This is a genomic window from Paenisporosarcina sp. (assembly GCF_057785155.1).
On sequence record NZ_JBYNRN010000032.1, the window covers coordinates 17512 to 40076 of the forward strand.

General features: G+C 38.4%; 22 protein-coding genes and 1 riboswitch. Of the genes, 18 read left to right on the forward strand and 4 right to left on the reverse strand.

All coding sequences use genetic code 11. The features are described from left to right. The first annotated feature begins 104 nt into the window (after nt 1-104). The 3 genes from AC3EA5_RS11260 (at nt 105) to AC3EA5_RS11270 (ending at nt 2137) form a co-directional block, all read left to right on the forward strand. Complete coding sequence (locus AC3EA5_RS11260; RefSeq protein ID WP_488608427.1) at nt 105-716, forward strand: 3'-5' exonuclease; 612 nt, start codon at nt 105-107, stop codon at nt 714-716. A 302-nt stretch (nt 717-1018) separates the two neighbouring features. Next, nucleotides 1019-1246 (forward strand): WGxxGxxG family protein, encoded by a 228-nt coding sequence (locus AC3EA5_RS11265; RefSeq protein ID WP_488608428.1) that lies wholly within the window; start codon nt 1019-1021, stop codon nt 1244-1246. 60 nt (nt 1247-1306) lie between these two features. Then, entirely contained in the window at nt 1307-2137 is an 831-nt protein-coding gene (locus AC3EA5_RS11270) for an MBL fold metallo-hydrolase (RefSeq protein ID WP_488608429.1), read from the forward strand. Between the two features lie 6 nt (nt 2138-2143). Here the strand turns inward: AC3EA5_RS11270 and AC3EA5_RS11275 are convergent, their stop codons facing one another. Both AC3EA5_RS11275 and AC3EA5_RS11280 read right to left on the reverse strand, forming a co-directional pair. Further along, entirely contained in the window at nt 2144-3004 is an 861-nt protein-coding gene (locus AC3EA5_RS11275) for a manganese catalase (protein ID WP_488608430.1), read from the reverse strand. A gap of 195 nt (nt 3005-3199) precedes the next feature. Beyond that, nucleotides 3200-4057: a hypothetical protein gene (locus AC3EA5_RS11280; protein WP_488608431.1), complete on the reverse strand. Its 858-nt coding sequence runs from the start codon at nt 4055-4057 to the stop codon at nt 3200-3202. A 142-nt stretch (nt 4058-4199) separates the two neighbouring features. Here AC3EA5_RS11280 and pxpB point away from each other — a divergent pair, with 142 nt between their 5' ends. The 6 genes from pxpB (at nt 4200) to AC3EA5_RS11310 (ending at nt 8615) form a co-directional block, all read left to right on the forward strand. Next, the gene (gene pxpB, locus AC3EA5_RS11285) at nt 4200-4889 is read left to right on the forward strand and encodes a 5-oxoprolinase subunit PxpB (protein WP_488608432.1); all 690 of its coding nucleotides are present in this window, start codon (nt 4200-4202) and stop codon (nt 4887-4889) included. Next, on the forward strand, nt 4876-5643 hold the full coding sequence (locus AC3EA5_RS11290; RefSeq protein ID WP_488608433.1) for a LamB/YcsF family protein: 768 nt from the start codon (nt 4876-4878) through the stop codon (nt 5641-5643). Before pxpB ends, AC3EA5_RS11290 begins: the two co-directional genes overlap by 14 nt. Then, nucleotides 5640-6482, forward strand: coding sequence for a 5-oxoprolinase subunit C family protein (locus AC3EA5_RS11295; RefSeq protein ID WP_488608434.1), 843 nt, complete (start codon nt 5640-5642; stop codon nt 6480-6482). The genes AC3EA5_RS11290 and AC3EA5_RS11295 overlap by 4 nt, the downstream gene beginning before the upstream one ends. Nucleotides 6483-6563: 81 nt before the next feature. After that, complete coding sequence (locus AC3EA5_RS11300; RefSeq protein ID WP_488608435.1) at nt 6564-7490, forward strand: DMT family transporter; 927 nt, start codon at nt 6564-6566, stop codon at nt 7488-7490. Nucleotides 7491-7535: 45 nt separating this feature from the next. After that, the gene (locus AC3EA5_RS11305) at nt 7536-7961 is read left to right on the forward strand and encodes a hypothetical protein (RefSeq protein WP_488608436.1); all 426 of its coding nucleotides are present in this window, start codon (nt 7536-7538) and stop codon (nt 7959-7961) included. Between the two features lie 465 nt (nt 7962-8426). Continuing rightward, entirely contained in the window at nt 8427-8615 is a 189-nt protein-coding gene (locus AC3EA5_RS11310; RefSeq protein WP_488608437.1) for a zinc ribbon domain-containing protein, read from the forward strand. A gap of 948 nt (nt 8616-9563) precedes the next feature. On the opposite strand, the gene AC3EA5_RS11315 is transcribed toward AC3EA5_RS11310, so the two are convergent. Then, the gene (locus AC3EA5_RS11315) at nt 9564-9782 is read right to left on the reverse strand and encodes a hypothetical protein (RefSeq protein WP_394188580.1); all 219 of its coding nucleotides are present in this window, start codon (nt 9780-9782) and stop codon (nt 9564-9566) included. 198 nt (nt 9783-9980) lie between these two features. Between AC3EA5_RS11315 and AC3EA5_RS11320 the strand changes: the two genes are divergently transcribed. The 4 genes from AC3EA5_RS11320 to AC3EA5_RS11335 all read left to right on the forward strand — a co-directional run bounded on the left by AC3EA5_RS11320 (nt 9981) and on the right by AC3EA5_RS11335 (nt 14930). Next, nucleotides 9981-11144: an aminotransferase class I/II-fold pyridoxal phosphate-dependent enzyme gene (locus tag AC3EA5_RS11320; protein WP_488608438.1), complete on the forward strand. Its 1164-nt coding sequence runs from the start codon at nt 9981-9983 to the stop codon at nt 11142-11144. 94 nt (nt 11145-11238) lie between these two features. Continuing rightward, the gene (locus AC3EA5_RS11325; RefSeq protein ID WP_488608439.1) at nt 11239-12858 is read left to right on the forward strand and encodes a M20/M25/M40 family metallo-hydrolase; all 1620 of its coding nucleotides are present in this window, start codon (nt 11239-11241) and stop codon (nt 12856-12858) included. 202 nt (nt 12859-13060) lie between these two features. After that, nucleotides 13061-13146, forward strand: a riboswitch (cyclic di-GMP riboswitch). An 83-nt stretch (nt 13147-13229) separates the two neighbouring features. Further along, the gene (locus AC3EA5_RS11330) at nt 13230-14579 is read left to right on the forward strand and encodes a DUF5667 domain-containing protein (protein ID WP_488608440.1); all 1350 of its coding nucleotides are present in this window, start codon (nt 13230-13232) and stop codon (nt 14577-14579) included. A 132-nt stretch (nt 14580-14711) separates the two neighbouring features. Then, nucleotides 14712-14930 (forward strand): hypothetical protein, encoded by a 219-nt coding sequence (locus AC3EA5_RS11335; protein ID WP_488608441.1) that lies wholly within the window; start codon nt 14712-14714, stop codon nt 14928-14930. Between the two features lie 61 nt (nt 14931-14991). Here the strand turns inward: AC3EA5_RS11335 and AC3EA5_RS11340 are convergent, their stop codons facing one another. Next, nucleotides 14992-15852 carry a nuclease-related domain-containing protein gene (locus AC3EA5_RS11340; protein ID WP_488608442.1) on the reverse strand — a complete coding sequence of 287 codons (861 nt, stop codon included), beginning with the start codon at nt 15850-15852 and terminating at the stop codon, nt 14992-14994. Nucleotides 15853-16321: 469 nt separating this feature from the next. On the opposite strand from AC3EA5_RS11340, the gene AC3EA5_RS11345 reads away from it, so the two are divergent. The 5 genes from AC3EA5_RS11345 (at nt 16322) to AC3EA5_RS11365 (ending at nt 22498) form a co-directional block, all read left to right on the forward strand. Further along, complete coding sequence (locus AC3EA5_RS11345) at nt 16322-17377, forward strand: S-layer homology domain-containing protein (protein WP_488608443.1); 1056 nt, start codon at nt 16322-16324, stop codon at nt 17375-17377. 63 nt (nt 17378-17440) lie between these two features. Beyond that, a complete protein-coding gene (locus AC3EA5_RS11350) occupies nt 17441-17893 on the forward strand; it encodes a hypothetical protein (RefSeq protein ID WP_488608444.1) in 453 nt (150 codons plus the stop codon). Between the two features lie 76 nt (nt 17894-17969). Next, nucleotides 17970-18443 carry a VanZ family protein gene (locus tag AC3EA5_RS11355; RefSeq protein ID WP_488608445.1) on the forward strand — a complete coding sequence of 158 codons (474 nt, stop codon included), beginning with the start codon at nt 17970-17972 and terminating at the stop codon, nt 18441-18443. A 146-nt stretch (nt 18444-18589) separates the two neighbouring features. Beyond that, nucleotides 18590-20758, forward strand: a complete 2169-nt coding sequence (locus tag AC3EA5_RS11360; RefSeq protein WP_488608446.1) for a 5'-nucleotidase C-terminal domain-containing protein — start codon at nt 18590-18592, stop codon at nt 20756-20758. 270 nt (nt 20759-21028) lie between these two features. Next, complete coding sequence (locus tag AC3EA5_RS11365; RefSeq protein WP_488608460.1) at nt 21029-22498, forward strand: N-acetylmuramoyl-L-alanine amidase; 1470 nt, start codon at nt 21029-21031, stop codon at nt 22496-22498. The last annotated feature ends 67 nt before the right edge of the window (nt 22499-22565 follow it).

A 22565-nucleotide genomic window follows, 5' to 3' on the forward strand; every position in this document is an offset into this window, starting at 1 on the left:
AATATTAATATCTTGAATTAGAGAGTTTAGATTAGGGAAATTTGGGTATACAGGGCATACTAAGAGAAAAGAGAGTGACAACTTAGAGTTCGGAGGGAAGCAATATGGACGATTATAACTTAGATGCATCGGCACTAATAAGAGCGAAATCGCGACAACAGTATTGGTCATCAAACCGTTCCACTACCCCGAAAAAATATCAACCTTCAATGAGAAAAGCCGTTGATTATGTAGTACTTGATTTTGAAACTACCGGCCTTCGCGCAGGTGCAGATCAAATTATTCAAGTGGGAGCGATTAAATACAATAATCATGAACAAGTAGCCATCATGAACCAATTGATCAATCCTCAAAGGGATATCTCATATCGAATTACGTCATTAACTGGGATTTCTAATGATTCGGTAAGAAACAAACCTACTATTAGTACAGTGATTCACCAATTGATTGATTTTATTGGCGACTACCCAATCGTGGCACACAATGCCTCATTCGATATGGGCTTTTTATATGCACTAGAACAATACACAGAAATACCACGATATTCAGTAATTGATACGCTTAAGCTTGCACGAAAAGTCATACGCGAAACACCTAATCACAAATTGACGACATTGGCTCAATTTTTACGACTCGAACACAACGCACATGATGCAATCGGCGATTGCCTAGCGACTGCTCAAATTTATCAATATTGCCTACGTTACTCCACATAGTCTCATTGACTGGGTGGAGTTTTTATGTGCCTATAAAAGCTAATGTGAAGCGGGTGATTTTTAAGCTATTCTAGATTTCGCATGGTTCATTCAAGGATTCATTATCAGTATTCTCCATCTAGATCATGACATTCTCAAATTCACCGACCACATTCAAGGATTCGACCACCACATTCTAAAATTCACGTTTCTCACACAATTCGACTTGCTTGTATTGAGGTTCTAAATAAGTCATCTATACATAGTATGATTCCAAAATCTTCACACATACTACGTGCATTATGAAGTAAGGAGGAAGATTTATGCTAAAAAGAATCGCAGCTTTTTTCTTGGTTATCGCATGTACATTTACTGTACTCGGAACCACAACTTTTGCTTCACCTGACACAGGAAACAATAATAATGTCAATGAAAATGCTACGGCAACAACAACTGCAGACGACGATGATGGAATGGACTGGGGCTGGATTGGGTTAATTGGTTTGGCTGGGCTGATGGGAATGAAGAGAAGAGACGATCGAAGAGATTAAATGATAATGCCTCCTCTCTTATGAGAGGAGGCATTAATTTAATTAAAGGAGTGCGAGCGCATGGAAAAAAGTTCTTCTACAGAAAGGTACATTCCTTTACGGACCATCTCGAGTGGGAATGGAGTAGAGAGTGCAAAAGATATTTATAGTTTCACCATTCAGTTTGTGAATGTATGTTTTATTGGAACTGCTGATAAAGGTTGGGTTTTAGTGGACGCAGGGACGCCAAAATCAGCTCGGCAAATTATCGAAGAGGCAGAAAACCGATTCGGAAAAGGCGCTAAGCCAGAAGCCATTTTTTTAACCCATGCTCATTTTGATCATATTGGAGCAATATTTGAATTAGTAGAAGAGTGGAACGTGCCAATATATGCACATTCTTTAGAGTTGCCCTTTTTGACGGGTGAAAAAAATTATCCTCTCCCAGATCGTACAGTGGATAAAGGATTAATTGCTAAAATATCACCTTTATTCCCAATAGAAGCCATTGACTTAGGACATCATATACATGAGCTGCCGAGTAATGGAACAGTACCACACATCGAAGGTTGGCGTTGGATTCATACGCCTGGTCATACAGAAGGACATGTATCTTTTTTTAGAGACAAAGATCGAGCATTAGTAGTTGGTGATGCTTTTGTAACTGTAAATCAAGAGTCGTTATATGAAGTATTAACGCAAAAGTTAGGAATTCATGGACCTCCCAAATACTTAACACCAGATTGGGAAGCTTCGTGGCAATCTGTTAAAACGTTAGAAAACCTTCACCCCTTGATAGCAGTCACAGGACATGGTCAACCTGTATTTGGTGAATGGTTAAAGAATAATCTAGCCTACCTATCAAAAGAATTCGATAAAATAGCTATACCTAAACAAGGTAAATATGTTTAAACGATTTTAACACAGATTTGGTGGAGGATTTATTGGACTTGCTTTTATAACCGATGGTGGAGTATTGAAGATATAGGGTGGTGCTGGTTTTAGTTTTGGTACACCGCCATATGGAACGGGAAATTCCACAAAATTAAATGTCCCTAAGCCATCCATACTTGGACCATGTGCCCAACGACCTTCTGCACTTTGATTGCCTTGTGAGTAATTGAACAAAGTATAGGCAACTTCTTGTTTTTCTAATTCTCGTGGGAATGTGCTCGGAACAACCACGTTTTCTTGAGCCTCAAGTTCTTTGATGGCTGCAATCCATTGATTCTGATGCATGGTGTCACGTGCAATAAGCCATGAGAGCATATCTTTGACGCCGCGATCATTGGTCATTTCATATAAACGACAAACTTGTAGTCTGCCTTGTGATTCAGCGGTTAAATTCGATCTGAAATCGGCTAGTAAGTTCCCACTCGCTATGACAAAGCCAGCATTCCATTTGTTCCCCATACTATCAACTGGCATTGCACCAAGACCTGAAACAATCGCATGTTGAGGATTCATACCGCCTAATATAGCTCCGATAATGGGATCTTTTGCGGCTGTTTCCAAATCACCAACAGGCGCACCTTCTAAAAGTCTAGCAATCATGGTGGCCAACATTTCAATATGGGCCAACTCTTCAGCGCCTGTGTCCATTAATAAATCTTTGTATTTACCATTTCCACGAACATTCCATCCTTGAAAAAGGTACTGAAGCGCAACAGTGATTTCTCCAAACTGTCCACCTAAGACTTCCTGAAGCTGTTTCGCAAATAAAGGATCGGGACGTTCTGGTTTAGCATGGTATTGTAATTCTTTTACATGATAAAACACTCTATTCCTCCGGTCATTTTAAGTTGATTTGCACAACGTATTGTATTAATGAATCGTAAGGATTGTTACAATTTATTCATTTCCTATACGGAAACTTAAACTATATCATTGCCTTTTCGGACGTAATACTATGTTCATAACTTCCAAATTAAAACAGCCATTCCTGTTATGAAAATAGGATAGGCTGTTTGTCAATTATTTATATTTATCAGGAATTTCGTAAGCATATTCGCCGGTATCAGTAAAACGAGCTAACAGTCGACCATCTTTGACGATACGAACGATAATCGCATTAGCCGTTTTAGAAAGACTAAGATCAGATGCACTTGTGATGGATTCTTCGGCAACAAACTCGATCTCCGAATCTTGTACCATTTGCTCATGAATGATAACTTCTTCTCTAGTTAAATGTAAGGGTTCTTTGTCCACATTTGTGGCTGCATATTCATCGATAACCCATTGCCCATTTTCTTCTATCGCTGTGAGGTAAACATTATGGTTGCTTTTATAGACAATTTCTTCTACTAACTGAAAGGTTTTTACTTGTACTTTTTCAGGTGTATTTTCGATGATTTCCATTCGGGCATTCATATTGGTATCAGGCAAGAATCCACCCTCACCGCTAGCTTCATACATCGATTGAAGGAGTTGTGGCAATTGATTGTTCAACATGTTAGTCGATATAAGATCATGAATACTTTCAGGCAAGTTTTCCATCACTTTAGCTGTTTGTAATTCTGGACTATAAAACTCTTCTTCCGTAAATGTCAAAGTCATGTGTGTATCAATAACCAATTGACGCATTTTCTCGAATTTATCCATAATCGTTCGGATTTCCGATTCATTCAACGTTTCTTGAGTTTCTACTACTACTTCTTCTTGTATTTGATCGACCGTTTCGACATCTTCGACTTCTGCTGGTTCATCCGTTTCAACAATTTCAACTTCTTGCTTAACGGGTTCCTCACTTTTGAACTTATCCGATGTGTTTTCCTCACTACAGGCTGTTAAACATGCAATAGATAGCAATAACAAACCAGTTTTCTTTAACATCCAATTCCTCCATATATTTGAAATTATAATTAAGCGTAACTCATATACCTAGTTAACTGCAAATGATGTCACACAACATGAGTGATAATGAAACAGAATGTTCGAATAATTTTCGGTATAATGGATAAAAGGAGTGATGCAGGTGGAATCGTTTCGTGTACATCAAACGGCTGAAAGAACTTTGCGCTATGCATTTCCGCCAAAGATCGACCCTGAAATACACCGCCAAGTGATTCGTTTGCAAACTCTTGCACTTACATGTCCAGAGGTTCTCGAAGCAGTCCCTGGTTATCGCACGCTGACTCTCTACATCAATCATGAACGAAACATTTCAACTGTTCAAAACCAAATTTTACGATGCTGGAATAAAACCTTGAATCACATAGACTATGAAAGCAATCTTCACTTAATACCCGTTTGCTATAACGGGGAAGATTTAGAACAACTTGCATACGCAAAAAATTTAACCGTGCAACAAGTGATCGAAACTCATACGTCAGTCGAATACACCATCTTTATGATTGGCTTTCTGCCTGGATTTCCGTATCTTGGCGGACTCGATGAACGCTTGCATTTTCCAAGACGAGAGGTACCGAGGAAGTCCGTGCCAAAAGGTTCTGTTGGCATCGGCGGCTCTCAAACGGGCATCTATCCGATTGAAAGTCCTGGTGGCTGGCACTTAATTGGACAAACTCCTATCGACATTTTCTCTACAACTTCTTTAGATACTCCATTTTTATTCCAAGCGGGGGACCGTATTCAATTTACAGAAATCACTCAAGATGAATATCAAAATTATTCCGGAGGTGGCGTCATTGATGAAGCGAATTGATTTGAATGCTGATGCAGGCGAAAGTTTTGGTGTGTACAAAATTGGCAATGACGAGGCACTATATCCATTAATCAGTTCTGTGAATATTGCTTGTGGGTTTCATGGTGGCGATTTTAGTGTGATGCGACGCTCCGTTTTATTGGCAAAAGAGCATGGCGTTTCGATCGGTGCGCATCCTAGCTATCCAGATCTACAAGGATTCGGCAGACGAGAAATTGCTTTGACGCCTGACGAAATCTATGACAGTCTCATCTATCAAATCGGTGCGCTGCAAGCATTTTGCCACGTAGAAGGAGTCGAGTTGTCGCATGTAAAACCACATGGTGCACTGTATAACCGCGCAACCAAGAATCGTGAAGTGGCGGATGCAATTGCGAACGCAGTGAAAGACTTATTGCCAAATGGCATTCTCTATGGACTCTCCGGTGGTCAATTAATTGAAGCGGGACAAGCCGCTGGAATCCAAGTTGCGCGCGAAGCTTTTGCGGATCGTGGCTACCAAGTCGATGGCTCATTAATGCCTCGAACCGAGCATTGCTCCGTGTTGAGAGATTCTTCTGTTGTGTTGAATCAAGTCAAACGAATTATTCTAGAAGGACATGTCAAAACGGTTTCTGGGGAGCGAGTCGAGATGGAAGCAGACACGATTTGTTTTCACGGAGACGGAGCGGGCGTTGTGGAACTGTTAGGTGCTGTCCGGCATTTATTAACACGAGAAGGTATCTCGGTTCAAAAGCTGGATTCAGCGATATGAAACTTTTTGAAATTGTGAAACCTGGGATACAGACGACCATTCAAGACCACGGCCGTTTTGGCTACCGGGCGAATGGGGTGCCGATTTCAGGACCGATGGATCGTTTTGCTTATACGATGTTGAATGATCTTTTGTGCAATAAACCTTCGAGCGCTGTACTCGAAGTGTGGCTTGGAGGACTTGAACTGACATGTTTGTCCGACTGTGAGATCGCCTTTACCGGTGCGAAGGTGAACATACATGTTGATGGAGCAACACAAGAAATGTGGAAAGTGAATCGTGTAAAAGCTGGTCAGATGGTCAAACTAGGGCAAGCAGAGGAAGGAATCATCGCATATCTAAGTATACGAGGAGATATTGAAGTCGAAAAGTGGCTTGGATCTGCGAGTGTTTATTCAAGAGGAAGAATGGGGCGACCTTTTAAAAAGGGAGATATTATCAAAGGAACACCTACAAGAGGTACTATTCAAGGACTAATCCAATTGCAACGACCTGTTTATTCACAAAAGTTGACCGTAGAAATCTGGCCGAGTGTACACAGGTCTTTATTCAAAAACAAGAATTTCGAAGAACCCTATCAACTAAAATCGGGTGACCGAATGGGGTATTTGTTCGAAGGTCCACCCATCGAATTCCATTCATCTGGAGATATTTTGTCAGAAGCTGTTGAACCTGGGACCATTCAAGTGAACAATAAAGGACAACTCATTGTTCTCATGGCGGACGCTCAAACAACCGGGGGATATGCCACGCTTGGTAAAATTGTTGAAGCAGATTTATGGAAAGTAGCACAGCTTCGACCAGGCGGAGAAATTCGCCTAAGGGACAGGCAAAAATAATCATTTACTTTAGTCCGATAAAGGATTAAGATATTCCTATTGTTTTTCGTTTTCCGAAAGAATAGGTGAGGTGCAATCCGGATGAATCAGTGGAAAATTTATGGCATACTCGTTTTTGTCATGTTCATATGGGGGTTCAACTTACCCGCAGTCAAATACTTAGTAGGTGAAGTTCAACCGGTCACAATGACCGCGTTTCGTATATTTGTCGCAAGCTTAACGGTGTTCGCGATTTTAGGCGTATTCAAACTTGTTCGAAAACCAACAACGCAAGAATGGAAATACATTGTGCTCGGAGCTATGCTGAATGTGGTAGGACATCATTACTTCTTGTCGATTGGGTTAACACAAACGGCTGGATCGACAGCTGGATTAATTTTAGGAACTGGACCAGTATTAACGGCGGTTTTGGTTTCTTTATTACTACGTATCTATCCTTCGAAACTTCAGTGGCTCGGATTCGTCCTAGGTCTTGGTGGAGTGAGTGCGACCATTTTAGCTGGCGGAGAAGGAGCGGGCGGATTTTCGCTTGGCGACATTTTCGTGTTTTTAGCGATTTTAACGCAAGTGTTCAGTTTTATAGTCATCAGTAAAGCTGCAAAAACGTTGGATCCACGCTTGTTAACAGCCTATATGTTCCTAGTAGGATCAGTTGTTTTATTCTTAATAAGTCTCGTTCAAGAACCAGGAGAAATCGTCGAGTTCTTCGATGTGCCACCTATGTTCTGGCTCGCATTCTTTGGGAGCGGCATGATTGGAACAGCAGTTGGACATATGTTGTATAACTATTCTGTCGGTCAAGCAGGTCCGTCAAAAGCGGCCATCTTTATTAACTTAAACACGTTATTTACACTAGTTGGATCGTCCGTCTTCTTAGGGGAAGACATCACGACACGACATATCTTCGGTTTAGTCCTTATTGTTGCAGGCGTAATTTTTGGATCCGGAGCAGCAGAGGATATGTGGAGAAAACGCAGAAATCGGTTGAAAGAACGTACTGAAGAATAACTTTTTTTGAATAAACAGGATTGAAACTGAAAGGAAGATTTCTAAATGAAGAAGTTTCTAATCGGAACAATCATTACATTAATGATTTTAGCTGGCCTCGGTTATGGGCTATATATATTTGGAACGAATACCGCTTCCGAAAAAATCGTCGATGACTACACAGCAAATTTAGAAGACAGTGGGCAAATGAATGACGTAAGAACAATGATCGAAAGCGACCCAGAACTGTTAGCAATGATGGAGGAAGCAAAAGCCGCTGATCCAAGCACATTGCCATTCACCACTAAAGGTGAAGCCACTCGAGTATTGGTAAACAAACTAGGTGTGTCTAAATTGAAAAATCTTCAAGCCAAAGCCCAATCAGGCGAAGCATCTAAGGAAGAAATTCTTCAAGTCTTACAAGAAAATCTGACTGAAGAAGAGATGCTTGCGCTGCAAAAAATAGCCTATGAAGAAATATATAATCAGTAACCACTCTTATTGTAGAGTGGTTATTTTTTTGCAATAATTAGTCCTTTGAAACAAAAATTAATGATTAAATATGTATAGCTATAAATGTGTTATAAAGTTTGCGATAAGAAGATGTTATAATAATTCAAGTAATATCTAATTCTTGAAAATTTTTGGTAGATAAGAAATTTATGATAGTGGAAAACTTCCTTAAGGCGACTCAAGTTCGGAGTGAAATGAGTCAATTCATTGATAATGTTGTGCATGTAAAACCCTAAGAAGTACAAACAATGTTTCATAGACATGATGGATGTAACCAAACACTTAAAACATAAGGGCACTAAGTTACATAAAACCTTTAACCTTTTACAATTTACCTATCAAGCTCCAAAATATCGAATACTCCGAAGAGTTTTGGTGCGAAAAAGGATTCTCAAGCATAGACCGTACAAGTTGTTTACTTAGAAAACTAAGGAGGAAATCCAAATGGCGTTACAAAAATGTCCAGAATGTAATAATAACGTATCAACAGAAGCAGAATCATGCCCACAGTGTGGTTACCCAATACGTGCAAAGAAAATAACGGTAGCAGGACCTGCAAACCAAGTAGGTTTAACATTTTGGGGCGTAGTCGGTGCAATCATAGTAGCGATTATACTAATATCGTTGTGCTAAAAATAGACAAACAGAAAAAACCATTACTACTAATGAGTACAACATTAGGCATAGCGGTTTTAATTATGTACACCTTCAATAAACTGTACCTACAAACCCACACAGATAATATATTAATAAAAAATCACCTTAACGATGTCTTAGCAGGGGTATTACTACTATGCTACATAAACGCACTTAGCATTATAAATAACCAACCTAAATTAATAGTAACAAGACTAAGTACGGTAGCTTTAATAACCCTATCATCAGGACTATTTTGGGAATACATAACACCCCTATACTTAAGCAAAAGCGTATCAGACCCCCTAGACGTAATAGCTTATATAGTAGGTGGAGTTTTATATTGGATACTGACTAAAAAGGAGTGGACATTAAAATGTCCACGGACAAAATTCACCACCTAAGCATCACAAACCTTAATGAGATAGAAGAACCATTAACCGTGTGAATCCATGAATACACCCCGCGAAATGAAGAATATACTCCATCAAAATCACAAGCATTATACGTGCCAGTTGGAGATCCAACTGGCACCATTTCAACACGTCCAATTGTGTGTGAAACGTGAATTTTAGAATGAGTGGGTATAATCCTCGAATAGAGCGGAAGAATTCTTGAATGCCCCTGTCCAATCCTAGAATTCACCGTGTGAATCCTTGAATATACCCCGCGAAATTGAGAATACAGTACATCAAGATCATAAGCAGAATATGTGCCAGTTGGAGATCCAACTGGCACCATTTCTGCACGTCAAATTGTGTGTGAAAAGTGAATTTTAGATTAGGTGGGTCGAATCCTCGAATAGAGCCGCCGAATCCTTGAATGCCCCTGTCCAATCCTAGAATCCACCGTGTGAATCCTTGAATACACCCCGCGAAATGGAGAATACACTCCCAATCACCCCATAAAAAAACCACTCCCAAAAGGAAGTGGCTAATCTACAATCTATCGATTCATGCGTTCGGCGACCTTGTATGCATCATACATGCCCCAAATCCATACGATAGGGTAAGTGATGAATCCGATTAATACGAACATCAAGGCTGCATTAACCATTTGAACAAGGATTAAAATTATCCCTTTCACGATTTCACCATTATATATTTGCCCAACACCTGTCCAGAAAAAGCTTAAGACAGCTGCAATACCAGGGTTTCTTAACATCATTAATTCCTCCTTAAATCTCTCATACTTAGTATACGGATATCTTTAATAAAAGTTTCAATTAAATGATCTCCATATATCAAATTCCCCTTAGCAAAACTCTTTATTTCAAATCAAAGACAACACTATACAAACAGTGCGGAAATGTTAACATAGAGTCAAAAGATTTCTTCATTTTATGAGAAGGGCTGAAGCCAGATGCCGATTACGATTAATGAGCGTGTGAAACAGATCTCCGTGTCGGGGATTCGTCAATTTTCCAACCAACTTGTGCATTACCCGGATGCTGTCAATTTAACGATTGGTCAACCCGATTTCCCAACACCCGAAAGTGTCAAGGCTGCAGGAATGGCTGCCATTGCAAATGACATGACAGGCTACTCGCATAATGCGGGACTGATTGATTTACGAAATGCCGTCAGTCAATTTTTTTACGATAAATATAACTTTCATTACAATGCGGAAAACGAAATCATAATCACGATCGGTGCGAGTGAAGCGATAGACGCGACCTTTCGAGCTATTTTAGAAGAAGGCGACGAAGTGATTTTGCCGGCACCTATGTATACAGGGTACGAGCCGATTATTACATTGCTTGGCGCAAAAGTGGTCTATCTCGACACTTCTGACACAGATTTTCAGCCTTCTGCCGAGAGGTTAGCTTCATTAATTAATGAAAAAACGAAAGCGGTACTTTTCAATTTCCCATCAAATCCAACGGGTGTCATGATTGAACCGGCGCAAATGGATGCTTTGGTAGACGTATTGAAACAACATGAAATCTTTATCTTAACTGATGAAATATATAGTGAAAACACATTTAATGGCGAACATCGTTCGTTTGCATCTTATAGCGAACTACGCGATCGACTATTTTTAATACACGGTTTGTCTAAATCCCATTCCATGACTGGATGGCGCATCGGTTTCTTACTCGGACCGAAAGAATTTATGCAGCACGTCATTAAAATTCACCAATACAACACGGTTTGTGCACCTTTGCCAAGTCAATACGGGGCAATTGAAGCGTTGACAAACGGGCGCGACGTTCCAGCTGCTATGAATAAAGAATATATCGAACGACGCGATTATTTGTACGGTCGATTAATCGACATGGGCATTGAAGTCGTAAAACCTAATGGAGCCTTTTACATGTTTCCTTCTATTAAAAAATTCGGCATGAGTTCATTTGACTTTGCGACGAAACTATTAAAAGAAGGCGGTCTAGCTTGCGTACCTGGAAGTGCCTTCAGCAAATACGGAGAAGGTTATATGCGTATTTCTTACGCCTACTCGATGCCAGTCTTAGTAGAAGGCATGAATCGACTCGAAGCTTTCATAAAGAATCTGGATAATCAGTAAAATCAATAGATCGGTACCAGGTACACAAACATTCATGAATGTTTAAACAAACACATTTGTTTGCGTACCTGGCACCCAAAAAGGAGTCCTAGAAATGACAGAATTATTATGGTCGACACCGGAAGCCTTACGCTCATTGCTTTGCGAAGTTGTAAGTTGGAAAAGTATGACGCATTCGGATGGAGAGCGGGAATTCCCACTTAAAGTTCAAGCGAAATTACATGGTGTGCCGTATTTTGCAGAAAATCCAGGAAATATCGAACTAACGGAAGCGGATCACGGACGTAAATTATTGACCGCTCTTTATAAACACCCGGAAGCAAAAGAAACCGTCGTCTTGATTAGCCATTTCGACACGGTCAATACAGAAGAGTATGGTGACTTAGAAGCTCTTGCTTTTGAACCGGAAATGTTAACAAAAGCACTTCTTGATATTAAGGACGAGCTACCTGACGAGGCACGAGTAGACCTTGAGTCTGGCGATTATTTATTCGGTCGTGGAACGATGGATATGAAAATGGGACTAGTTATGCACATGGGGTTAATTGAAAAGGCAGCTTCAGAAAACTGGCCAATCAATTTAATTTTATTGACGGTACCGGATGAAGAAGTAAACAGTTCTGGTATGCGCGCGGCAGTATTGAAACTCAACGACTTACGCAATGAGCATGATTTGACATATAAATTGTTTTTAAACGGCGAACCCGTTTTCTCTCAAGAACCTGGCGATCCAAATTTCTATATTTACTCTGGGACAATTGGGAAAATCATGCCTTCAGCTCTCTTTTATGGCATGCAAACGCACGTCGGTGAACCATTAAGCGGCATCACGGCGAACTATATTGCATCCTACTTAACTCAGCGAATGGAGTTTAACTCTTTATTCCAAGAAACGGTTCTTGGTGAAAAAACACCTCTACCCGTTTCATTGCAACAACAAGACTTAAAAATGGAATACTCGACCCAAACGCCATATCGTGCAAAAGCACTCTACAATGTCTTTTTAATGAAGCGTAACGCAGCGGAAATCATGGATTTATTCGAGCAAGTAGCTAAAGAATCGGCGGATGCTTGTAATAAAGACTATCAACGCATTTGTGAACGTGAAGGGGTTGAACCAGTTGGTGACATCCAAGTGTTGCGATACGAACAATTGATGGACCACGCAGAAAAGAAATTCGGCATGGATTATATCGACAGCGTCAAAGCGTTAGTCGGAGAAAACACAGAGTGGGACGATCGCGAAAAATCATTCCGGATTGTTGACACGCTGATGATCCAATGCCAAGAACTCGCTCCTGCGATCGTGTTAATGTACACACCACCATACTATCCAGCAGTGAACACGAGTGAAGACGAGGTAGTTGAAGCCTGCGTTAAGTATGTAAAAGAAAAAGGTGACATGGACTTCAATCTACCTGTCGAACGCATGCATTATTTCAACGGAATCTCGGACCTAAGCTATGTAAACTACGAAGACGTAACGGGTGGCTGGCAAGTGTTTGAAGCAAATACACCAGTATGGGGAGATTCCTATTCAATTCCGTTTGATGGAATGGCTGAACTACAAGCGCCAATCTTGAACGTAGGTCCTTTTGGTAAAGACGCTCACAAACGGACAGAGCGATTGCATATTCAAAGTGCCTTTGTCGAAGTACCTGCACTGGTTGAAGGTATGGTTAAGGAAGTACTGGTTAATAGGGTGAAAGTATAGAACGATTTTTAAATGATGATTACATGTCAGTTGGCCAGCCAATTGACATGTTTTTTTCATCCATCAAAATCGATTCTATTTATTCTATTAACAAAACTATTTACCTATTCTACTATTAGTTCAATTCACATGTGCAATATGATAGCTAAAGTTGTATAATATTGCTAGATAAGAACTAACTTAGTAAAAGTAATTAGTTCTCATTTGAAAAAGGCAAATTCATCGAAAGGTGAAGACGCAAAGTTCCAGACCTAATACCGAAATGGTAATGGTGGCTGAACCGCTGAAGAATGATGAGTATAAACTTGAATAAGTTTAATTCACATTTCTTCCTTGTTTTTCTATCACAATTAGAAAAGGGGAGTTTTTTTATGTCGATTTTTACTGGTAAAAGTTACAAATCACTACTAAGCGCCATGTTACTTGGAGGATTCGTTGTTAGTGCAGGAGTCAATCCGGCTTATGCAGATACGGACGAAAGTGTAGTTGATAGCGAAAATGAAGAGGTAATCGAAACAGAAGAGCCTTCATTGGTTCCAGGAGATTTCTTTTATTTCCTTAAAACAATTCAAGAAAATTTACAATTAGCTTTCACATTCAGTGATGAAAAAGAAGCGGAATTGTTAAATGCGTTTGTTGAAGAACGTATTTTAGAGGCTACTGCCTTATTTGAAAATGGTGAAGAAGAGTTGGCGAATGAAATTCTTCAACTTGCGATTGATCAACAAGAAGAAGCTATCGCTAAATTTAATGAATTAACAGAAGATGAGGCAACAGAAGATAGTACGACAGAACCAACTCCTTCTGAAGAAGAGGATACAACTGAAGAAGAAAACCCGACTGAAGAAGAAGGAACTACCGAAGAAGAAAATGCAGAAACCGATGAAACACCTGTGGATGAAGAATCTCCTGAATCGGATGAAGTCGTAGAAGAAGAACCTGCAACTGAAGAAACAGAAGAAGATTTAGCGCGTGCTGCATTAATCGAAAAATTCTCATCAAACCTATTAGCCCTACAAGCGGCATTAGAAAAAGTAGAAAATCCTAAAGCAAAAGAAGCATTAGCAAAAAACGTGCTAAAAGCGATTGAACGTCTAGACAAAAAAGTGGAGAAAAAATTAGCGAAATTAGCTAAAAAAGCAGCGGAAGAAACTGAAGAAACTCCAGAAGAACCATTAGAAGAACCTGCAACGGAAGAAGAAGTTGTCAATGAAGAACCAACAGAGGAACCAACTGAAACAGAAGAAGAGGTAGATACAGAAACTGCTACTGAAGAATCAACAGAAACGACAGAAGCTGACACTGAATCTACTGTAGAAACAACTGTTGCCGCTGTAACAGCCGTTACAAAAACAGTTGAACAAAAAACAACTGCGACTAAAGCAGAAACTAAAAAAGTTGATGCCGCTAAAAAAGCGGAAGAAGCTAAAGCAAAGGCTGAAGCTAAGCGTCAAGAAGCTGCAAAGAAGGCTGAATTAAAAGCTGCTGAAGCGAAAGAAAAAGCCGCACAAAAAGCAGAACAAGCAAAAGCAAAAGCTGAAGAAAAACGACAAAATGAAGCAAAAGCTAAGGCTGAAGCTAAGCGTCAAGAGGCTTTAAAGAAAGCTGCTGAAGCTAAAGAAAAAGAAAATAAATCAAAACGAGAAGAAAAATCCGATTCACAAAAAGGCAACAAAAATGAAGACAAATCTAATAATGGCAAAAAGGATAAAGATGAGTAATTCCTTTATCTCAAGTAAAGTTGGAAATTTCAATAGGGTGTGATTTAGATCGTTAAAAATAATATAATCTTACTCTTTTGTTTAATTCTAGCGACGATCTTGGGTGCTTATGCACAAGATATCGGAGGTTTATTGTCGCAGAGGGTAGGTAGTATATCTCCTTTTAGAAGTTTATTTATCGTAACCTTGAGTAGCTGGTTGCTGTATATACTTACAGCTGTATTAGCATACATTTTCAAACGGAATGATACTTTACAAAAGAAAAATTTCTTTATTTATGTGATGTTAACAATTATTGTTGGTGGACTCGTTTCGTTATGGTCGCTTTTTGTTTTAGCTATGTCAGGTTAATAAAAGACACATATTTTAAGCAACCAATTACAATGTGATTTCATTGTAATTGGCTGCTTTTTTATTTATATACTAACTCATTGAAATATAAATTATCCCTAGTTTTGCCTTTCTTTTTATATCCAGACGATTTCATAAAATACCCAACAGTATGCGAAGTTGTTGTATTAGTAAATGCTTTTAATTCCCGATTCGAAATGCTTGGACCGACCAGAAAGAACCAATCCGTCATTGCATCTGCAAACGGATTACTCGGCATGGTCATGCAACTCGGGCAATAATAACTGCGACTAGATTTTTTAAGTAAATGAAAGTCGCAACTAGAGCAAAATAAGCCTCTCTTTAAATCACTAGGGAGTATAGAGTATTTCGTGCATAAGGGATTGAGCGTAAAGGGGGTGTTTTCTGACCATAAAGAGGTTATGGTTGAATGAAATAAATCTTCAGCTATTAACGAAGAGAGGTTTTCGTATGCCTTCAATAAAATCGGTAGCTCACTAGCAACATGAACATTAGTTATAAAAGTTGATTTGTTAATAATGGTGGATGCGTAAGGAAAAATTACTGCATAAAAAACTGGAATCTCAATCTCATTTCTCTTAAGCCAGCGAACCAATCGATCTCGAATCGTTTCAGCTTGAACGCAAGAACAATCATGTGATTTTGTATAAGTTGAGGTAGTTTGAATCACTTGTCGAGGGGAGTCCTTAAAATCCAGTGAGCCTGTCCAATTCTTCACTTCTAAAATCAAGAAATATTTGCTGGTTCCAATTAAGACATCAATCTGTGAGCTTGAAATGATAGGGTCATGTAAATATAGATTTGGTAAAATAGCGTAAGGTTCTGCAAAAGCAACTCGTCGCAACACTTGATCAACTCGTTCTTCGCCACCAAATCCAGCCGTATAATTGTAAAGATCCATGCTAACTTTCTCATACATTGGATGTCGCTCAGGTAATCGCTTTTTCAACCGACTCAGCGCATCAATATTGACAGGCTTGTACCGCGTATAAAATATAAAAATCATCTCCTTTTCAAAAATCTATCAAATAATCTGATAACTTACAAGAGAACAAAAGAATTTTTTTCCAATAAAGAATTGTGTGTAAAACGTGAATACTAGAATAGCCCTCTCCAAATCTAGAATAGGCCAGTCGAATCCTTGAATAGCTCCAACGAGATATAGAATCACACCTTCAAATCCTCGAATACCACCCGCGAAATGTAGAATGTGAGATCACCACACAAATACAACACCCGTGAAATCTAGAATACTCCAACCCGCTAATCCCACAACAACACATACAGGAAAATCTCCCCACAACAAAATCCTCATTCCAATCTATCCACTATTTGCTATTATATGAGAAACGTAGAAAGGAAGTGGAACCTTGAAAAAGCTAAAATGGATAGTTTTGGCATTGCTATGTTTGCATATGTTACTACCTACTCAAACGAGTGCAGCCGGTTTTACTGACGTCCCAACAAGTCACTGGGCTTACCAATCAATTACTAAACTATCTAATTCAAATATTATTAATGGATATAACAATGGAAGATTTGGTCCTGATGATCGAATCACGCGTGCTCAAGCTGCTATATTAATAGCGAAAGCTTTAAGAATCCCTTTAGAAACATCTTTTAAACCAAGTTATCAAGATATCAATCCTACAACTGGAGGATACAAAGAAATAGTAGCTCTTACGGAGAAAGGAATATTCTCGAATGCTACGAAATTTAATCCTAGCTCACCATTGTCAAGAGACCAAATGGCAAAAGTTCTAGTAACGGCGTATCAAATCATTGTAGATGATAATCATCAAGTGAAGTTTCAAGATGTTTCAACGACAATGACCTTACATTCTTATGTTACAACAATTGCAGAAGTAGGAATATCAGTCGGATATTCACCATTACAATTCGCACCAAAGACATCTGTTACACGTGCTCAAATGGCAGCATTTCTTGATCGTGCAATGCAATTTAACGGAAATCGCAATAACGGTGTCATCAAATATGATACTGCGAATAAAACCTATATAGATACTACACTTCCTTTAGTAAATGAAGTGGCAAAACAAACAGCAAGATTAGTAAATTTAGAAAGAGCTAAGGAAGGACGTTCAACTTTAGTAATTGATGCGCAATTATCGAAGATTGCGGCAATTAAAGCTGAAGATATGAATAAGAATGATTATTTCGACCACAAATCTCCTACCTACGGAGACCCATGGGATATGGCAGAGCATTTTGGATATACGTATAGCCGATTTGGTGAGAACATTGCCTATGGTCAAGAAACTCCCGAAGAAGTAGTTAAAGCATGGATGAATTCACCAGGTCATAAATCCAATATCTTAAGTCACTCTTACACAAATATTGGAGTAGGAATTGCTAAAGATGAAAATGGTCGCATATACTGGGTTCATATGTTTTCAACTAAATAAATGCAAGAAGCCAGCCACATAATGTTGTGTAGCTGGCTTCTTGTGAAAAAAAGAGGAATTAAATTGGAAAATTTACATTTTGAAATTAGTTCATATTCAGCGGCTGAAGGTTCACCTTATGGAATCCCGATACCGGAACATTATGATTACTGGGTTCCCCTCATGAAATATTTTATTGAAAAATCCGATACGGTTGAAATACATTGCTGGACTGAAGAAACTAAAACGATTGAAGAAACAAAGGCCATCACAAATGAATTTGTTATTTCTCATAAGTATAAACTTACTTATTTTAAAGCCAAGTTGACACCAGCAATAATCCAACATCTTCTTTACGATAATCTTACTCAACATGGAGAATTAAAATGGTTTTCAGTTTTTTTAAGTTATAATAATAAATCCATAGTAAATATGGGACATTGGTCGACTGAGAATACAGCGGATAATTTGACAGATCGAGAAATAGAATTTATTAAGTCTGTTATGCCAGCAGACACAGGTTACATAACTTGGTAAGAGTTAAGCTACTAAAGCTTTCTTTAGAGTGTCACCTTTGTTTATGATCTTTGCTCCCCATGTTAGAATAGAAACTATGAAAAAATACATTTTATTTATATTAATCGTCTCTGCTCTATTCTATTCGTCAGGACAAACATATGAAGAACAGTCTCTCATTCCGACACTCGAACATTGGTTACCAAACAAACCTTTTATTCACATCTTATCTATGTTTCAAATTCCTTATTGGGGAGGCATTGTCTCAATAGACGAGAGAGGATATTATCTATTCATTGAATTTTTAATTAGAAAAGGTGCACATGTCTTTACATTTGGCGCATTAGCAATTTCAGCTTATATCATGACGCAGAAATATTTTCTTTCTTTTTTATTAACAATATTAATCGCCGTAATTGATGAATTTCATCAATCATTGACGGGTGGAAGAACACCAACAGTTCAAGATGTATTACTCGATGCATATGGTGCAATTTTCGCCTTATTAACAATCTTTGTTTTAAAATATGTTCATTCATATAAAAAGTCAGGTTTGTACAAACAAACGTGACTTTTTCTTTACTTAGTGCCCTATAATGTTAGCGTTTTCAAAAAGTTTCTAAAGATTGTGTAAACTCACTTTGCGAATCTAGTATTTTTTGCTAAAGTAATAGATGTTAGAGATTCTTAAGGATCTCACTACAAGGAGGAAAGTTCATGTTGAAAAACAAAAAGTTCTTAGCTTCTACAGTTACAGCTGCAGCAGTTGCTACAGCATTGGTACCCGCAGCATCTGCTGATGAGGTTGCAAAATTTAATGACGTATCTGATAAATACGTGGATGCGGTTGACTTTCTAGTAGGACATGGTATTACAAGTGGCCTAACAGAAACTACTTTTGGAACAGCTACAGAAATAAAACGTGTGGATGCCGCAGTTTTTGTTGCAAAAGCTTTAAATTTAGATCCAGCAGGTACATATGAAGATGCTGGTTTCACGGATGTTCCAGAGCGAGCGCAATGGGCTGTAAATGCATTGTACGAATTAAATATGATTAACGGATTGGATGCTGACACTTTCGGTTCAAACCAATCTCTTACAAGAAATCAATCTGCATTATTAATTGCTAATGCAGCAGGGTTAGATGTCAACATGAATGTTACAAAGACTCAATATACTGATGTTAATGAACGTTTTGCTCCATATGTAGATGCTCTCGTTAAAGCTGGAATTGCATTTGGTAAAACAGATAAGAAATTTGGTTCTGAAGATTTCTTGAAACGTGGTGAATTAGCTTTATTCCTTGACCGAGCTAAAGAATACTTTGGTTATACCGACTTAACAATCATGCATACGAATGATACGCACTCGTATTTAGAAAAAGCACCTTATTATGCGACTGCGGTAAAAGAAGTAAGAGCTCAAAGTGAAAACAGCATTTTATTAGACGCTGGGGATGTATTCTCTGGAGATCTTTACTTCAATTTATTTGAAGGACAAGCTACATTAGAAATGATGGAGTACCTAGGCTACGATGCGATGACATTCGGTAACCATGAATTTGATCTAGGTGCTACTGATGAAGGACATAAAGCCCTTGCAGATTTCGTTAAAAATGCTTCATTCCCAATGGTAGCTGCCAATGTAGATTTTTCAGCGGATTCTTTGTTTGATGGATTACAATCAAATACGTATGCTTCTAATTACGAAGATGGACATATTTACAACGGTGTTGTTCTTGATGTAAATGGGCACGAAGTTGGGGTATTTGGTTTAACAACTGAAGAAACGCCTGATATTTCAAGTGTTGGATCAGTAGAATTTTCGAATTATATCGATGCAGCTAAGAAAGCAGTTAAAACATTTGAAGATATGGGGATAGATAAAGTTGTTGCACTTTCCCATATTGGATTCGAAGACGCTGCAAAATATGATAACGATAAACTTTTAGCAAAATATGTTGAAGGTATTGACGTGATCGTAGGTGGGCATACACATCTTTCAGTTCCTGAGCCATACTTATCAGAAGAATTTGATGCACCTACAGTTATTGTTCAAGCCTATGAATACGGCAAAGCTCTAGGAGTTCTAGATGTTACTTTCAATGCATGGGGAGAAGTAACAATGTATGGTGGTGGTTTAATTAACACAGATCCAGAAGGATATCCGGAGAAATCTACTATTGAACCAGACGCTGGTGCTACTGAAATTGTAAATAAATACAAACCAGACGTCGACGAATTAAAGGAAACAGCAACTGGTGCATCAAATGACGTCGATTTAGATGGTGAACGTGCAAATGTACGTACGAAAGAAACAAATTTAGGTAACTTAATTACAGATGGTATGTTAGCTAAAGCAAAAGAATACAAGCCTGAAACAGTAATCGCACTTCAAAATTCTGGTGGTATTCGTACATCAATCGAAGCGGGAGAAATTACGTACGGTGATGTTTTAACAGTAATGCCTTTTGGTAATGCGCTAGCAATTATGGATTTAACAGGAGCTGAAATCCTTGAAGCGTTAGAGCATTCAGTTGCTGAAGCACCAGAAGCAAGTGGTGCATTCTTACAAGTTTCTGGTATGAAGTTCGAATATGATTCGTCGAAACCTGCTGGTGAACGCGTAACGAAAGTAGAAGTTTTAGAGGGTGAAGAGTACGTTGCTCTTGATGAAGCGAAAAATTACTCCGTTGCAACTAATGCCTTTACTATGAAAGGCGGAGACGGTTACGAAGTGTTTGAAAATGCTTATAATGACGGACGTGGATCTGAGCCAGGAATCGTTGATTATGAATCATTTATTGACTATATTTTAACTTTAGAAGACGTGAATTCAGAAGTTGAAGGTCGTATTGTAGATATAGCTACTCCGGCAGCTGAATAAAAATAAATAAGAAAATCGCGAAGGGATATTTTCCTTCGCGATTTTTCTTGTTTACGACAATTTAATAAATAAATTATTTGAACGAAATAAAAAGGCAAAAATATGACAAGTTTATTAAATGCATAATATTTCCTATATGATTTAAGCATATTACTTGACATACCCACAAAATATTACAAAATATAGCCCCATAGCAATATAGAATTTTCCATCTATTTCATGTAAACTGTCGATAGATTAGAAGAATTGGAGGAAGTTGGTTTGAAAAAAATGATAGCTGTGTTCTGTATGACGTTGTTGGTATTGGGGATATTGCCAGCAAAAGAATCGAGTGCAAACACAAACTTTACTGATGTCGGAACGACGCACCGTGCCCAGGCTGAAATATATTATCTTGTACAAGGTGGTATTGTAAGTGGTGTAACAACTACAAAATTTGCACCAGATCGACTCGTCACTAGAGCAGAAGCAGCAACATTACTTGGTAGATCTTTAGGGTTAAATGGTGAAAAGAGAGACACTCAATTCCCTGACGTATCAGCCAATAACTTTGCTTCTGGATACATTCAACAAATGGTCGAAAAAGGAATTATATCAGGTTTTAATGACGGGAAATTTTACCCGAACGAAACTCTGACGCGTGGTCAAATGGCAATTTTAATAAGTAGAGCTTTTAATTATGGAGCTAGTTCAGTTAACTTAGCTACATCAGCTTTAATGAATAAAGGTATTTCAGAAGGAATTGCAGACGGTACTTTTGGTGAAAGTCATACTTTAAAACGTGCAGATTTTGCAGTTTTCTTAACTCGAGGAATTAATGATTCTTATCGTACAGCACAAACTGAAGATTTCAGTCGAGATATGTATGTGAATGAAGACAACTTAAATTTTAGATCAGGACCAAATACTAGTTTCTTATCAATTGGAAAATTCAATAAAGGACAAAAAGTTGAATTCGCATATTCAATTGGAGACTGGTCATATGTTCGCGTAAATGGACAAATCGGCTTTTTACATAGCGGATTTTTACAATTAGAACAACCTTCTACAACAACACCTCCACCGGTTGTAACGCCACCCGTAGTTACACCACCAACAAAAAGTTTAAGTGAGCTTGTGGTGATTATCGATCCTGGTCATGGTGGAACAGATCCTGGTGGAGTAGGGAATGGATTTATGGAGAAAAATGTAGTATTAAATATTGCTAGACATATGAACAGGTATTTTGCTAAAACTCCAATCCAAACTAAAATGACTAGAACTGAGGATTATTTTGTCTCTCTTGATTTCCGAACAGATTTCGCTGCAAAGAATCAAGGAGATGTTTTTGTAAGTTTGCATACAAACGCTTATAATAACTCTGCGAATGGAACAGAAACTTTTTACTATGCAAAAACTGCAGCAACAAATCCATATGTAAAAGAGTCACGAGCTCTTTCAATCTATATGCAAAATAGAATGTTAGAAACTTGGAAATTAACAAATCGTGGTATTAATCCATTCGGATACGGGAATCTACATGTTCTACGTGAAAATACAATGCCAGCAACATTAATTGAAATGGGCTTTATTGATAGTTCAAAAGATATTCAATACATTAAATCTGAAGTAGAGAGAGAAAGAATGGGTAAGGCCCTATTCCTTGCAACTCTAGATTACTATTACCATTATAAAGGACGTCAAGACGTACTTGCTCTATACAATGTAGCAAATGGCACACCAAGTAAAAAATTACATTAATTATCGAAACTCTGGGTATTAAGTATACTACCCAGAGTTTCTTTTCTTATATCAATGGGTATATATT

Excerpts from the sequence above, each read along its gene's own strand:
- AC3EA5_RS11295 (WP_488608434.1), top strand. The coding sequence starts at position 5,640 with ATGAAACTTTTTGAAATTGTGAAACCTGGGATACAGACGACCATTCAA.
- AC3EA5_RS11315 (WP_394188580.1), bottom strand. The coding sequence starts at position 9,782 with ATGTTAAGAAACCCTGGTATTGCAGCTGTCTTAAGCTTTTTCTGGACA.
- AC3EA5_RS11360 (WP_488608446.1), top strand. The coding sequence starts at position 18,590 with ATGTTGAAAAACAAAAAGTTCTTAGCTTCTACAGTTACAGCTGCAGCA.
- AC3EA5_RS11340 (WP_488608442.1), bottom strand. The coding sequence starts at position 15,852 with ATGGATCTTTACAATTATACGGCTGGATTTGGTGGCGAAGAACGAGTT.
- AC3EA5_RS11265 (WP_488608428.1), top strand. The coding sequence starts at position 1,019 with ATGCTAAAAAGAATCGCAGCTTTTTTCTTGGTTATCGCATGTACATTT.
- AC3EA5_RS11355 (WP_488608445.1), top strand. The coding sequence starts at position 17,970 with ATGAAAAAATACATTTTATTTATATTAATCGTCTCTGCTCTATTCTAT.
- AC3EA5_RS11260 (WP_488608427.1), top strand. The coding sequence starts at position 105 with ATGGACGATTATAACTTAGATGCATCGGCACTAATAAGAGCGAAATCG.
- AC3EA5_RS11300 (WP_488608435.1), top strand. The coding sequence starts at position 6,564 with ATGAATCAGTGGAAAATTTATGGCATACTCGTTTTTGTCATGTTCATA.
- AC3EA5_RS11325 (WP_488608439.1), top strand. The coding sequence starts at position 11,239 with ATGACAGAATTATTATGGTCGACACCGGAAGCCTTACGCTCATTGCTT.
- AC3EA5_RS11280 (WP_488608431.1), bottom strand. The coding sequence starts at position 4,057 with ATGTTAAAGAAAACTGGTTTGTTATTGCTATCTATTGCATGTTTAACA.
- AC3EA5_RS11330 (WP_488608440.1), top strand. The coding sequence starts at position 13,230 with ATGTCGATTTTTACTGGTAAAAGTTACAAATCACTACTAAGCGCCATG.
- AC3EA5_RS11290 (WP_488608433.1), top strand. The coding sequence starts at position 4,876 with ATGAAGCGAATTGATTTGAATGCTGATGCAGGCGAAAGTTTTGGTGTG.
- AC3EA5_RS11365 (WP_488608460.1), top strand. The coding sequence starts at position 21,029 with ATGATAGCTGTGTTCTGTATGACGTTGTTGGTATTGGGGATATTGCCA.
- AC3EA5_RS11305 (WP_488608436.1), top strand. The coding sequence starts at position 7,536 with ATGAAGAAGTTTCTAATCGGAACAATCATTACATTAATGATTTTAGCT.
- AC3EA5_RS11320 (WP_488608438.1), top strand. The coding sequence starts at position 9,981 with ATGCCGATTACGATTAATGAGCGTGTGAAACAGATCTCCGTGTCGGGG.
- AC3EA5_RS11270 (WP_488608429.1), top strand. The coding sequence starts at position 1,307 with ATGGAAAAAAGTTCTTCTACAGAAAGGTACATTCCTTTACGGACCATC.
- AC3EA5_RS11310 (WP_488608437.1), top strand. The coding sequence starts at position 8,427 with ATGGCGTTACAAAAATGTCCAGAATGTAATAATAACGTATCAACAGAA.